The following is a 14,077-nucleotide window of genomic DNA, read 5'->3' as shown; positions in this document are numbered from 1 at the left end:
CGATTAACGTAATTAACAATCCAATATTGCGGGGCTTCAACCCCGATCCTTCGATCCTTCGTGTCGGAGACGACTATTATATTGCGACCTCGACCTTCGAATGGTTTCCCGGCGTTCAAATTCATCATTCTCGCGATTTGAAAAACTGGCGGGTGCTCACGCACCCGCTTACCCGGGCGAGTCAGCTCGATATGATCGGCAATCCCGACTCCGGCGGAGTATGGGCGCCGTGCCTCAGCTACGATAACGGCATCTTCTATCTGGTGTTTACCGATGTAAAAAGCCATATGGGCCCGTTCAAGGACACGCATAACTATGTCGTTACGGCAACCGATATTATGGGGCCTTGGTCAGAGCCGATTTATTTGAACAGCAGCGGCTTTGACCCTTCCCTATTCCATGATGAGGATGGCACCAAGTGGCTGGTCAATTTAACATGGGATCACCGTAAAGGGAAAAATCCGTTCGGCGGCATCGTCATTCAACAGTATTCCGAGGAGCTAAAGGCGCTAACGGGACCGATTCAAACGATATTTGGCGGCACGCCGCTTGGTTTGACGGAAGGTCCTCACATTTATCGTCATGACGGCTATTATTATATGATTACCGCGGAGGGCGGCACGCGTTTTGGCCATGCGGCGACGGTGGCTCGCTCACGAACGCTGCTTGGCACCTATGAGGCCGATCCGGCTGGACCGCTCATTACGTCAGCGGACCGCTCAGAACTAGCACTGCAAAAGGCGGGCCATGTCAGTCTGGTCGAGACGCAGGAGGGGCAGCTGTATATTGCCCATCTGTGCGCGCGGCCGCTCAGCCCTTCGGGAAGCTGCACGCTTGGACGGGAAACCGCCCTTCAGAGGGTCGCTTGGACGGAGGACGGCTGGCTGCGCCTTATCGGCGGAGGCCATTCGCCGGAGGTTCAGGTGAGCGCACCAGCGCTCCCGGAGCATCGTTTTGAGGCGGAGCCAGAGATTGAGCATTTTGACGGGGATGCGATAAGCATTCATCTTCATACACTGCGCGAGCCGCGGAGCGAGCAATGGGCAACGCTGAAGGAGCGTCCGGGTCATATGAGGCTTAAGGGAAGAGAATCGCTGTATTCCTCCCACCGGCAGAGCCTGATAGCACGCCGCCAGCAATCGTTCACCGTAGATGCTGAAACGGTGGTAGAATTTGAGCCAGATACTTATCAGCAGCTTGCTGGGCTTGTATACTATTACAATACAAAGAATTATTATTACTTATGGATCAGTCGTGATGAGCAGTTGGGCAAATGCCTCGGCATTATGTCGAGCGACCGCGCCGTATATGATGAGCCGCTTGAGCAGCCCGTATCGATTGATGGGGCAGAGCGCTGTTATTTAAAGGCGGAAGTCCGCCATGAGGCGCTGCAATTCCACTATTCGCTGGATGGAGCGGCTTGGCAGCCGATTGGCCCTGTTCTGGATGCCAGCAAAATATCGGATGAAAACGCCGAGCTGGTGAAGGACGGCATTGCGCTTGATCAAGGCTTCACCGGAGCATTTATCGGCATTTGCGTACAGGATTTAAGCGGACGAGGCAAGTATGCGGACTTTGATTATTTCAAGTATTCTGAAAGGTGAGCTGATGATGAGCATAAACGTAATGGATGCAGCCGTAATGAACAAACCGCTGGATATCGAGATTCAGAAAGTACCCGTTCCGACCCCGAAGGACGATGAGGCGCTCGTCAAAGTATACTGTATTGGCGTATGCGGCTCGGACGTTCATTATTATGAGCACGGAAGAATTGGCCGCTATGTCGTGGAAAAACCGATTATTCTCGGCCATGAGCTGGCTGGCGAGGTCGTTGCTGTCGGCGCACGCGTATCGGGTGTCGCGATTGGCGACCGGGTAGCGGTAGAGCCGGGCGTAGCATGCGGCCGCTGTGAATATTGCAAATCGGGCCGCTACAATTTGTGCCCTGACGTTGTGTTTATGGCAACGCCGCCGGTTGACGGCGCATGGGCTGAGTATGTAGCGGTACGCAGCGATTTCCTATTCAAGCTGCCGGATGAAATCAGCTTTGAGCAGGGCGCGCTTCTGGAGCCGCTGTCCGTAGGACTTCACGCGATGAACCGCGCGAAGGTCACTCCGGCAGACCGTCTGCTGGTAACGGGTCTTGGCCCGATCGGCCTGCTTGCGATTCAGGCAGCGAAGGTGTTCGGCGTGAGTGAAATTTATGCGACGGACGTTGTGCCCTTTCGCCAGGAGCTGGCGAAGGAAATGGGCGTTACGGCAATTATCGATCCAATGAAAGAGGATGTGCAGGCGCGCATTGCCGAATTGACCGGCGGAAAAGGCGTTACGGTTATCGTTGAGACCTCCGGAAACGGACGGGCTATCGCCGATGCGGTTCGCACCGTCAAACGCGGCGGACGCATTGTGCTTGTCGGAATGCCAGCAGCTTCTGAAATTCCGGTTGATGTGAACGCGATTATCGATGCGGAGGTAGATGTGCTCGGATTGTTCCGTTATGCTAACACCTACCCGGGCGCCATTCAAGCGCTCAGCCAGTCCAGCGTGGACATCGAGAAGGTCATTACCCATAAATATGCGCTGCGGGATACGAAGGAAGCAGTTGAAATGGCCCGTACGCAGAAGGACACAAGTATAAAAATTATGATCTATCCAAATAAATAACCGTATGCGGACAAAGCCTATCCTTTCATGAACTTTCGAGAGGGTAGGTTTTGTGCAAGTTTCACTGGAGGAAGCAGCAAGTGGGATACTTCAAAAAAATAGGATTGGATCAGACGAGAGGCCAAATTTTTGTCAGCTTTATTTTGACCATGTCCATTGTCCTGCTCATTACGGTAAGCAGCCTCTATGTGCTGCTGTCCAAGGTGCAGCGGGAAAATGCGGCACTGTATATTGACGAGATCGCGCTGCAAGCAAGCGGGAGGCTGGAATCGCAGCTTAACGAGGTTAACGTCCTGACGCTGCAGCTGGCCATGGATGACCGGATACAAGAAGCGCTCAGCTTGGAGAAGCAGGGGCACTCGGCGGTCTATGACGAACGAATGAAGCTGAGGAGGCTGCTCATCGAGAAGACGGCCTACTCAGATACGATAAAGGACATTGAGCTTTACAGCTTGTCCCGCAGTCTCTACCCCATTGTGGAGAAGAGCATTGCAGAGCGGATAGAGGAGCGTTATTTGCAGCAGGCGGATGAAATCCATGAGGCGGGAGCCATGATATGGATCGGACGCGATCCAGACAACCCGGAATATTTGCTGGCCGTCAGGCAGGTCAAGCTGGAGAAGGAGAAATATGCGAAGGGTGGCTATTTGCTCATCCGGCTTAAGCCAGCAATTATCGAGCTGGCGACTACGGACAAGGCGAAGGACAAAGGCCGTGTGATGCGTCTTCTTGATGAAAACAACAACAGCATGAACGTGGCGGAAGACAGCGGACTGCTCCTGTCGGTCGGCGCTCTTGAAGGAGAGAGCGGCGATTATGTAACGGTAGAGCGGGCCATACGATCGACAGGCTGGAAGCTGCAAATTATGATTCCCAAGCAAACGCTGACCGCCGATATTTACTTTTTGCGCGATGTATTGCTTTGGGCAAGCGTGCTGAGCATTTTCGTATTTGCGCTGCTGTCTTATTATTTATCCAAGTTTATTACTTCACCAATCCGAAGCCTGACACGCATTATTCAGGGCGGCAAGCATGGCAGTCCACGGGAAAACCCCGATCAATATTTTAATCGCGAGGTTAATCAGCTGAATGTGACGTATAACCAGATGGTTAAGCAGATTAATTATTTAATTAAATCGGTTTATGAGATTGAAATTGTGAAGAGCAAAAGCGAAATTAAAGCGCTTCATTCACAAATCAATCCGCATTTTTTATTCAACACGCTCGATTCGCTCTACTGGGATCATATCCGCAAAGGAGAGCAGGAGCTGGCGCAGACCGTTATTCAGCTGGCCGATTTGTTCCGGTATACGATTCACTCAAGCACCCAGGACGGATTTGTCACCATTGATGAGGAGCTGGAGCAGGTCAAGCGGTATGGCGATATTATGAAAATGCGCTGGCGCGACAGGCTCGCCATTGAAATCGACTGCGAGCAGCAGCTTGGCGGCGTGCGGATTCCCAAGCTCGCGATTCAGCCGTTGGTTGAAAATGCCATCGTGCATGGCATCGAGCCTATGGAGCATGGCGGCACGATTAAGCTGCGCGTAAGGGAGGAAGCGGGCGTCATTTCCTTTACGGTGCACGATAACGGCATTGGCATCGACCCCGAGCAGCTGCATCAAATAAGAGAACGCTTACAGAGCGATTTGAGCATTGCTTTTGTAACGGGCAAAAATGGCATTGGCCTATTCAATGTGTGCAAGCTGATTCAGCTTCATTACGGGAAGCAATTCGGCTTAACCATTGACAGCGCGCCAGGCGCCGGGACGACGATTGTATTGAAAATTCCGCTAGAGCCTGAGCCAGAGAGGGGAGCTTCTGACGATGAATCACAGCATACTGGTCGTTGATGATGAGTACAATTCGCGCATGGGGGTGGCTTTCACCCTGGAGCAGTGGGGGGAAGACAAGGTTCAGGTGGATATGGCCGACAATGGGAAGCAGGCAATCCGGCTGCTTCGGGAGAAGCCCTATGATCTGCTTATTACCGATATCCGGATGCCGCTCATGACGGGCATCGAGCTGCTTGAGACGCTGCGCGGCGAGCAGAACGACATTAATACGATACTGCTCACCGGCTTTGCGGAATTTGAGTATGCCCAGAAAGGGCTGAAGCTTGGTGCCGTCGATTATTTGCTGAAGCCGATTCGGCAGGAGCAGCTCATTCAGGCGGTTGGAAAAGCTTTTCAATCCAAGTCGGAGGAAGCGGCAAACGGGCTGTCCTATGGCGTACCCTCCACCAATGCCTATATACTTAGTGCCGTTAAGTATATTCATGAAAGTATTGGCATGCCTTTGTCCATCAAGGAGGTCGCCCAGCATGTCCATCTGAATCCGAGCTATCTCAGCGTGTTGTTCAAAGAGGAGACGGGCGTAAGCTTCAGCGACTATGTCATCCGGCTGCGGATGAAACGGGCCAAGGAGCTGCTCTACCATTCTCCGCTTAGCCTAGATGGTATTTCGGAGCAAATCGGCCTCCAGACGGCGAGCTATTTTATTCGGATTTTCAAAAAATATGAAGGCATTACGCCAAAGCAGTACCGGGAGCAGCTAAAGCTGATGGCAGTCCATGGGAACCAAGGGTCGCTGTCCTAGCTTCGTGATAGCTGCCTGTACAGCTCTCTTCCTTCTTAATCCACCTGTCTAAAGAAGGAAGAGGTCTGCTACTGATTTTCAGCTAAAAAGGCGATCTGCTTACGTTCAAATTCGGCAGCATGCTTGCCTATCCATATCAGGTGGCCCCATGCATCCAAAATAAAGGCTTCCGAATGTACAATATGGGCTTTGGCATTTTTAGCATGGCTGGGAGTAACGGAACGATCATTTTTGCTGTGCATAATTAGCGTAGGGGCTTTGATGGAACCTAGCTCTCGCGTATAATCTTTCTGGGTTTGCTCGAGATCAATCAGAAAGCCATAATTTGAGCGCTGCCTATTGTTCATTTCGCGAAATAATTCAACAGCAAGCTTATCCAGCCTAGCATACGCCTCAGTTGGTGATAGGGTAGAAAAGACAAAAAACGACATCCTTAACATGAGCCGCGGAAGAAGGTTATTCATCCCAGCCAGTATGAGCCAAGTTCCTTTTTCCACCCCGGGTTTGAAAATCAGCCTTCCAATGCGATAGGCTTTATTGTTTGAAGAGATCCAGGGCATGGAGATTGCGCATTGTAAGGTCAGGCTTGCCACTCGTTCAGGGAATTGCGCACAAAAAAGGATGCCTGTAGGCCCTCCCGCTGAAGCTGCAATCACATGTACTTTTGCAATATGCAGGTGATCCAGCAGAGCCAAGTATACCTCGCAGGCTTGCTGCAGCTCGGGAATAGGGGAGGTCTTGCTATATCCTGATCGGGAGGGGGTTATAATGGAATATCCCGAAGCGACAAGGCTCTGGTAGCCGAATTCTTCATAGCAGTTGGAGTGCCCGCCGTGAAAAAACAGCAGCGGCAGTCCTTCGCCTACAATGGAGTATTCAAGCACATATTCACCTACTTGTATGGTGCTGACTTGGCGATCCATGACGTCCCATCCTTCCAATCTGTTGCACGCAGCGTAGGAGATCAGCTCTTTTATTAATAATAATTCCCTGCTCAGCCAGCTTATATAACAGAAAGAGGGTGTCCACGGCCATTTAAGCCGATGGGACACCCTCTTTTTTGATCATAAGGATAAACGTACATTTCATAGCTGGCTGAAATGGGGCAAATCAGTTCCCGTTATTCTCCGCCTTTGGTGCTTCTACAAACAACGGCTCAATAAACGTTACGCTGTATTGCTCAGAAATAAACTCCTTGCTGTAGCCCTGTTCTTCGAAATGAGCCATCAGCTCTGGTGAAAACGAGGAAATCAGCAGGGAGGCAGCGATGGCTGGCAAAATTTGCGGCCGCAGCTGCCCTGCTGCTGCGGCTTCCTCCAGCAATCCGCTGACCGTCGCATGCATGAAGGTATACGGTTCAGCTAGGAACCAGTCCTGGCTGTTCTTATCTTCAGTACAAATAGCGGAAAGAATAGGACGTATATATTCCCTGAGCTCAAGCGAAAAGAATAGCAGGCATTGTATGAAAGCCGAGAGGCGCATGACGACGGGCTGCGCGTCGTTTGCTTTTAATTCCTGCGTCGCATTCACTTTGAACTGCTCGAATTGGGTATGCAGCACCGACATGCACAGCGCGCCCTTGTTTGGAAAACGCCGGTAAAGCGTGCCCTGCCCAATTCCTGCACTTTTCGCAATCTGGTGCATATTGACCGCTTCAACGCCATGCTCGCTAAACAGCTGGCGGGCCTTCGCGATAATATCCCGGCCCACCACATCCGTTTCAAAATTCAACTATCCTTCACTTCCTTTATGCTCACTCCGGCTTTGCGTTTGAACCTAAGCCGCTCTTTTCTCCTCCACATCAGGTGCTTTGGTGCGCCGGATGAACAAGCCCAGCCCAAAGGCGATGAAGGCAATAATAAGTCCAAGCAGGAACGCGCTGTGCATGCCTGATACGAAGCCTTTGACCTGCTCAAGCGGGGAAGCCGGATCAGCAGAGCTTTCCAAATATTTTTTTGAGCCGGATGACATAATGCTGATAAATAAGGCGGTGCCGATAGCGCCGGCAACCTGCTGCAGCGTGTTCATGATCGCTGTGCCATGCGGATACAGCGGGCGGGGCAGCTGATTGAGCGCCGTCGTCTGCGCCGGCATCATCACCATAGAAACCCCGATTAACAGCACGATATGGATAAAGATAATATAACCTATATTTGTCAGCTCGTCGATGCCAGTAAACATCCAAACCGCTGCCGCCGTAATAGCAAGCCCCGGAATAACGAGCACCCGTGGTCCAAATTTGTCGAACAGCACACCGGAAACGGGAGCCATCAAGCCGTTGATAATGCCGCCTGGCAGCAAAATAAGTCCGGCCGCCAAAGCGGTTTTGCCAAGCGCATTTTGCAGGAAAAGCGGCAGCAATATCATCGTGGAGAACAGCGTCATCATCATCACCAGCATCAGCAGGGCGACAAGGCTGAACATGGGATATTTAAAGGCGCGCAAATCCAGCAGCGGTTGGCTCGACATGAGCTGCTTCACAATAAACAGCAACAAGGCGATTGCCCCAACGACGATAGACCAAATGACGATGGGACTGTCCCAGCCATCCTCGCCAGCTTTACTGAAGCCGTAGATCAGGCCGCCAAAGCCGAGCGACGAGAGAAGAATGGACAGCAGATCGACTTTTGGACGAGTGATATCCGAAACATTTTTCAAATAAACCGCCGCGAACAAAATAGAAAAAATAGCGAGCGGAATAACAAAGTAAAACAGCCAGCGCCAGTTAAAGGATTCAATAATCAGTCCCGACAGCGTTGGGCCGATAGCAGGCGCACTCATAATCACGAGGCCGATCATACCCATCGCGCCGCCACGCTTTTCCGGCGGGAAGATGACCAAAATCGTATTCATCATGACCGGAAGCATTAACCCGGTGCCAAGCGCCTGAATGACGCGGCCCACAAGCAGCGCAGGAAAGACGGTTGCCGTGCCGCAGACGATGGTCCCGACAAGAAATAAGATCATCGCGGATAGAAACATTTGGCGGGTCGTAAACCATTGCTGAAGCAGCGCCGTAATCGGAACCAGTATGCCGACTACGAGCATATAAGCGGTCGACAGCCATTGAATGGTCGCATAGCTGATGTCAAATTCCTTCATTAAATCGGGGAAAGCAATGTTAAGTAGTGTTTCGTTCAGAATTGCAACAAATGCGCCAATAATAAGTGCCGCTACAATAGGTCCTCTTTTTATTCCACTCAAATCCTTAGGTGCTGTATCTAGACTTGCTGTATTCAAAATCGTTCCTCCTCCATGCCCTTCGTTTGTGTTCTAATGCTGCTGTATCTCTAAAATAAGTATGTCCCCGCTCCCGCCGGTTCACTCAGCCTCCGTTCAAGCAGCACATGCTGCCTCTTACGTGCGGACAATTGTCCGCACTGCTGAAAATCATTCTATCGGACAACTGTCCGCAAGTCAACAGCGACAATAGTCGTTTCGTCCCCCCAGCATCATTGATTGCCCCATCCCGTATGGAAGTCGGCATCCTTTACAATGAAGCTACAAAAGAAGGGGAGATGAAGGCATGCATAAAAATCGAATCGGGGCGTATTTGTTCAGCTTTCCAAGCTTTTTTCTAACCATGGCGCTCGGCATTTATCCGGTTGTATGGGCGCTTCGATATATGTTTTTCGATTATCAAGGTTTTGGGACGCCGAAGTTTATCGGGCTTGAGAACTTTGCGCGAGTGGGAAGGGATGCCGAATTTTGGCACTCTGTTCTGAATACTTTTATCTACGCGGGTGGAAAATTAATTATAACGCTGCCGCTATCGCTCATATTGGCGGTTATATTGAATCGTAAGCTGCGGGGACGGCATGCGTTTCGGGCGATTTTTTTCCTGCCAACGATTTTCAGCGCATCTGTCATGTCCATCGTTTTCTATATTGTGTTCAATTCCTACAACGGTATTATTAATCAGTATTTGATGAAGCTGAACATCGTTTCCGCACCAGTGGACTGGCTGGGCGCGGCACATGCCATGACGACGATCGTCATTATTGCGGTGTGGGGAGCAGTCGGCAACTATATGCTGCTGTTTATCGCCGGTCTTCAGAACATTCCAGAGGATGTGTATGAAGCGGCATCACTAGATGGTGTAAACCCGGTGCAACGGATGTGGTACATTACGATTCCAATGCTCGGTCCTGTTCTGCAAATGATTATTATGCTTGCGATTACAACCTCGCTTAAAGGCTACGAGAGTATTATGGTATTGACGGAGGGCGGTCCTTTCGGCAAAACCGAGGTTATGTATTTATACCTGTACAAACTGTTCTTCCCGCTGACGACGTCTGGCACGTCCGTGCAAAATATCGGCTACGGCAGCGCGGTCGGCTTTACAACGGCTGTTATCGTCGGTATCGTCACATGGCTGTATTTCTGGATGTCGAAAAAGCTTAATAACGTTTATTAAAAAGGGGGAACGATCATGACCATTCGTAAAATAGTACTTCGTATACCAGTATGGCTGCTTCTGCTTGTTACGGCAGCACTAATGCTTTTTCCAATCGTAATCGCGCTATTCGGCTCCCTCAAGACGAACCTGGAGCTGACAACCGGAGCAACGTTTCTTCCTTCCTCCTGGGAGTTTAAAAACTATTTACAGGCGTGGAATCAAGCTGATTTCTCCGCGTATACCTTCAATAGCTTATATGTAGCTGTGTTCGTTACGGTTGGCACTTTGCTCGTATCTTCCATGGCTGCTTATGCGGTCGATCGCGTTGCTTTCAGAGGAAAGAAACTGTTTATTCTGCTTCAATCCTTCACTCTGTTTATTTCCATCGGTGCGGTTGTGCTGCGTCCACAATTTGATCTAATGGTATCCATTGGTTTGCAGAAATCGCTGTGGGGCGTCATAATTATTCTAATTAGTGCGCATGCGACTGCTTTTTTTATGGTCATCGGCTTTTTCCGCGGCATTCCGCGAGAGCTGGATGAAGCGGCGCTCATTGATGGCTGTAATTTCTACTCCACCTTCTGGCTCATTATTTTACCGCTCCTGCGCCCAGCGCTGGCTGTCGTATCGCTATTCACATTCCGTAATGCATGGAATGAATATATATTGCCGCTCGTCTTTTCACTTTCGCGTCCTGATCTACAAACCTTGCCCGTGGGACTTGCGAACTTGCGCTACGGGGCCGGAGCCGCAGTTGAAAATCAACTGATGCTCGCCGGCGCATGTATTTCGATTTTACCTATGCTTATCGTATATATTTTCGCTAACCGTTCATTTATGCAAGTTACGGCTGGCTCGGTTAAAGGCTAACAAACTCCATATGCATTGAGGCGATGAACAGCATGAAACGTATATTTCGAAAAATGTCGCTTAAAAGACGTCTGTGGGTTTCGTTCGTTTTATTGACCGTCGTTTGTATATCCGTCACGGGAACTTATGTTTCCGTGTTTTTTTCTCGTGAAATGGAATCACAGGCGACGAAGACCAGTCAGGATACGCTCAATAAGTCGGCGAGGGTGCTCGATGAGCGCTTGAAAAATATCGTCGTGCTCGTCTCCACCCTCATGATGGGCGAGCCCTTCCAGCGAACGCTGAAGGATGTGCAGTCAAGCAGCAAGAAGGAATATTATAATCGGCTTTCCGAGCTGCAAACGCCGTTTGCCCAGTTGATGCTGGCTGAGCAGTCGATTGACTCCGTGCTGGTGCATACGCCAATCGGCGATTTTTATCCGACGGGAAACCGGCGCAGCCCGAGCCGCGATTTTGAGAGCACGATTATTAATCAGAAAATAACGGATACTCAGGAAAGATGGAGCAAGCTATGGGTGCCGGGACATGCCGATGAGCTGTTCAGCCGGAGAAGCTCCGTTATTACCTTAATCATTAAACCGTTTTTTGATATCCAGCTGCCTGGTGTGTATGTCGTAGTCAACATCCGCGAGGATCACCTGCTGGATCTCATTCAGGCGGATATGCAGAGCGCCAGCCTTCAGCAGCTTGTCGTGGACCGGACTGGCAAGGAGGTTCTTGCTTCCACGGAAGGCATCCCGCAAAGCAATCCACAAATTTATGAGCGGGTCGGTTCCAGCGCGCGAGGGAACTTTGAATATACAAGCCAGAGCGGAGACGCTTATCTGCTTAATTACGCGGCGCTTGGGATGAATCCAGATTGGGTATTGATTGGCTATCAATCCAAGTCGGAGCTGCTGGAGCCTGTTCAGCGCATGCGCTGGACGATTCTTACGATTATGGGTGGCTGCGTCGTACTGGCGCTGGTCATGTCCAGCATGCTGTCGGAGCTGCTGCTAAAGCCGCTGTTCAAGCTGCGAAATCTCATGGTGAAGGTTGAGCGCAATAAGCTTGATGTCAGGTTCGAGAGCGCATTTGAGGATGAAATCAGTCAGGTTGGCCACAAGTTTAACCGGATGCTGGAGCAAATTGGCGAATTAATCGAAGAGGTTAAAGCATCCGAGCAGGACAAGCGCAAATCGGAAATCAAAGCGCTGCAGGCGCAGATTGATCCCCATTTTTTGTACAATACGTTAAATACGATTTATTGGAAAAGCGAGATGGAGGAGCAGCAGGCGGTCAGCGGCATGATTGTTTCGCTGTCCCTGCTGTTCCGGCTGGGCCTGAACAATGGCCGGGAAATTACGACGCTGCGGCAGGAGCTGGAGCATGTGGCGCAATATTTGAATTTGCAGGAAATGTGCTATCCGGATTTGTTTGGGTACAGCATACAGACGGTCGATGAGAAGCTGCTGGATACTCCTGTGCTCAAAATTTTGCTGCAGCCGCTGGTGGAAAACTCTATTTTGCACGGCTTTCAGGAATTGCCCCATGAGGGGATGATCCGAATTGGGGCGGAAGCCGATGCTGCCAAGGGGTTGCTGGTGCTAACCGTTACGGACAATGGGATTGGCATGGATGCCGAGCGAGTTGAAAAAATGCTGAATGGTCCAGAGGTAGAGCGGACGAGCTACGCGCTAGTGAACGTACGAACAAGATTGTCGCTGTATTACGGCTATAAGGCTTCCATGGAGCTTGAAAGCGAGCCGGGCGTGCAGACCTCCGTTAAGCTAATCATTCCTATTCAAGAGGTGATAAACGAATGAGCGAGATTACGATGTGCATTATAGACGATGTAAAGACGGTCATCGATGGGATAGTATCAAAGATTCCTTGGGGGGAGCATGGAATCAAAATTGTGGGTACGGCTTCTAATGGCAAGGATGGCTTGCAGCTCATTAAAGAGAAGCATCCGCATATTGTGCTGACCGACATTCGGATGCCGATGCGCACCGGCATTGATATGATTCGTGAGCTGAAGGAGAGTGGGGAGCCGGAGGCCAAGGTTATTTTTTTCAGCGGCTATACCGACTTCACCTATGCCCAGGAATCTGTACGGCTGGGGGCATTCGATTATTTGGTTAAGCCGTTTACGACGCAGCAAATTGTCGAGGTTGTGCTGCGCGCTAAAGCGCAGATTGAAACGCAGCAGCTGGAGCAGCTGGACCGGTTGACGCTGGAGCGCAAGGTGAGGGAAAGCTTGCCCTATTTGCGCCAAGAGTATTTTCGGCTGCTGATCCGGCATGATGAGCTGCCCGAGCGGGCGCATGACAAGTGGGAATTTCTAAGCATCGATATGGATACCCGCCGTTTCGTAGCGATGTCTGTGCAGATCGAGGGGCTAATGGACGAGCATTCCCCGCTGTCCGTGCGGGAAGTGGAGCTAACCCGCTTCGCCGTGCAAAACATAATGGAGGAAACGATCAAAAAACAGGCGAAAGGCATCGTATTTCGGGAGCATCTGGGCCAATTTGTCATTTTGCTGAATCCCAATGAGGAGGTGGGTATGCTGGCGCTGGCGGAGGAGTGCCGGGACAATGTGAATCGCTACGCGAAGCGGGACATTTCTATTGGCGTGGGAAGCTGCGTGGAAGGGATCAGCGAAATCGCTCTTTCCTATAATCAGGCGAAGACAGCGCTCAGCTATCAGTTTTATTCCGGCAGCGGCAGCGTCATCTCCTATAGTGATATTGAACGGCAAAATGATATTTCACCCCATTATTCCGCAGATAAGGAAGTAGAGCTGCTCTATTGCTTGCGCTCAGGCAACCGGGAAGGGACAGAGAAGCTGCTGGAGAGCATTTCCGAGGAATGCCTGCGTTATCCGACGCCCCCAGATCCCGATGTGATGACCAATTTGTTTTATGGACTGGCCTTCTCCATCTACCGCGTCATTGCCGAGAAGGCGGACAGCAAGCAGCGCATGTGGCTCGATGAACGGCTGAGCATCATTAAGAAAGGCCGGTATTTATCTACCTCCGAGCTGATTAAGGATGTGAAGGAGCTCGGACTGACCGGCTGTGACTGGCTCCAGAAGCGCCAGAAAAACAATGTCGGCCAGCTCATCCATCAGGCTATGAATTATGTGGGCGGACGTCTTGGCAGCGACTTAACGGTACAGGAATGTGCGAATGTCGTCCATTTGAGCCCGAGCTATTTTTCCAATTTGTTTAAAAAAGAGACCGGAATGACGTTCATGCAATACGTCACCTCCGCACGGATGGACAAGGCAAAGGAGCTGCTGCTGGAAGGGCTGCAGGTGCAGGATATTACGTATGAGCTTGGTTATCGGGACCGTCCTTATTTCACCGAGCTGTTCAAAAAACATACCGGGCTGACGCCTACGGAATTCCGCAGCAAATACGAAAGCTCGGAACCGAAAGCGTAATCATAGTGATTTTGCCCTCCCAGAATCGTGTTTTTGTCCTTCATGGGCAAGCGGACAACGGTGCTACAATGAGGTCAGCAGGAGGAGCTGGGCGGTAGACACCGCTATAACGCCGCTTG

12 protein-coding genes are annotated in these 14,077 nt (G+C 50.8%); 9 read left to right on the top strand and 3 right to left on the bottom strand.

Features of this window, described 5'->3' with window-relative positions; all coding sequences use genetic code 11:
* Window positions 1-2 precede the first annotated feature (2 nt).
* The 4 genes from AC50YG_RS23260 (at window position 3) to AC50YG_RS23245 (ending at window position 5,262) form a co-directional block, all read left to right on the top strand.
* The gene (locus tag AC50YG_RS23260; protein ID WP_494830429.1) at window positions 3-1,604 is read left to right on the top strand and encodes a glycoside hydrolase family 43 protein; all 1,602 of its coding nucleotides are present in this window, start codon (window positions 3-5) and stop codon (window positions 1,602-1,604) included.
* A gap of 4 nt (window positions 1,605-1,608) precedes the next feature.
* Window positions 1,609-2,664, top strand: a complete 1,056-nt coding sequence (locus tag AC50YG_RS23255; RefSeq protein WP_473758747.1) for an NAD(P)-dependent alcohol dehydrogenase — start codon at window positions 1,609-1,611, stop codon at window positions 2,662-2,664.
* Window positions 2,665-2,744: 80 nt separating this feature from the next.
* Window positions 2,745-4,517 carry a sensor histidine kinase gene (locus tag AC50YG_RS23250; protein WP_494830053.1) on the top strand — a complete coding sequence of 591 codons (1,773 nt, stop codon included), beginning with the start codon at window positions 2,745-2,747 and terminating at the stop codon, window positions 4,515-4,517.
* On the top strand, window positions 4,492-5,262 hold the full coding sequence (locus AC50YG_RS23245) for a response regulator transcription factor (RefSeq protein ID WP_473758745.1): 771 nt from the start codon (window positions 4,492-4,494) through the stop codon (window positions 5,260-5,262). The genes AC50YG_RS23250 and AC50YG_RS23245 overlap by 26 nt, the downstream gene beginning before the upstream one ends.
* A gap of 68 nt (window positions 5,263-5,330) precedes the next feature.
* Here the strand turns inward: AC50YG_RS23245 and AC50YG_RS23240 are convergent, their stop codons facing one another.
* A complete protein-coding gene (locus AC50YG_RS23240; RefSeq protein ID WP_494830427.1) occupies window positions 5,331-6,146 on the bottom strand; it encodes an alpha/beta fold hydrolase in 816 nt (271 codons plus the stop codon).
* On the opposite strand from AC50YG_RS23240, the gene AC50YG_RS23235 reads away from it, so the two are divergent.
* Window positions 6,096-6,242, top strand: coding sequence for a hypothetical protein (locus AC50YG_RS23235; RefSeq protein ID WP_494830452.1), 147 nt, complete (start codon window positions 6,096-6,098; stop codon window positions 6,240-6,242). The two genes, AC50YG_RS23240 and AC50YG_RS23235, sit on opposite strands and share 51 nt — an antisense overlap.
* Before the next feature lie 130 nt (window positions 6,243-6,372).
* On the opposite strand, the gene AC50YG_RS23230 is transcribed toward AC50YG_RS23235, so the two are convergent.
* Together AC50YG_RS23230 and AC50YG_RS23225 are read right to left on the bottom strand one after the other, a co-directional pair.
* Entirely contained in the window at window positions 6,373-6,993 is a 621-nt protein-coding gene (locus AC50YG_RS23230) for a TetR/AcrR family transcriptional regulator (RefSeq protein ID WP_494830050.1), read from the bottom strand.
* Between the two features lie 45 nt (window positions 6,994-7,038).
* A complete protein-coding gene (locus AC50YG_RS23225) occupies window positions 7,039-8,502 on the bottom strand; it encodes a DHA2 family efflux MFS transporter permease subunit (protein WP_494830048.1) in 1,464 nt (487 codons plus the stop codon).
* Window positions 8,503-8,788: 286 nt separating this feature from the next.
* Here AC50YG_RS23225 and AC50YG_RS23220 point away from each other — a divergent pair, with 286 nt between their 5' ends.
* Genes AC50YG_RS23220 through AC50YG_RS23205 form a run of 4 tightly spaced genes read left to right on the top strand, consistent with a single transcriptional unit; the run spans window position 8,789 to window position 13,958 of the window.
* Complete coding sequence (locus tag AC50YG_RS23220; protein WP_473758732.1) at window positions 8,789-9,679, top strand: carbohydrate ABC transporter permease; 891 nt, start codon at window positions 8,789-8,791, stop codon at window positions 9,677-9,679.
* 15 nt (window positions 9,680-9,694) lie between these two features.
* The gene (locus tag AC50YG_RS23215; RefSeq protein ID WP_473758731.1) at window positions 9,695-10,531 is read left to right on the top strand and encodes a carbohydrate ABC transporter permease; all 837 of its coding nucleotides are present in this window, start codon (window positions 9,695-9,697) and stop codon (window positions 10,529-10,531) included.
* A gap of 32 nt (window positions 10,532-10,563) precedes the next feature.
* Window positions 10,564-12,336 (top strand): sensor histidine kinase, encoded by a 1,773-nt coding sequence (locus AC50YG_RS23210; protein ID WP_494830045.1) that lies wholly within the window; start codon window positions 10,564-10,566, stop codon window positions 12,334-12,336.
* Window positions 12,333-13,958 carry a helix-turn-helix domain-containing protein gene (locus AC50YG_RS23205; protein WP_494830043.1) on the top strand — a complete coding sequence of 542 codons (1,626 nt, stop codon included), beginning with the start codon at window positions 12,333-12,335 and terminating at the stop codon, window positions 13,956-13,958. The genes AC50YG_RS23210 and AC50YG_RS23205 overlap by 4 nt, the downstream gene beginning before the upstream one ends.
* The last annotated feature ends 119 nt before the right edge of the window (window positions 13,959-14,077 follow it).

It is taken from the genome of Paenibacillus sp. J31R34 (assembly GCF_059383715.1).
This window is presented reverse-complemented; position numbering and strand designations above follow the sequence as displayed.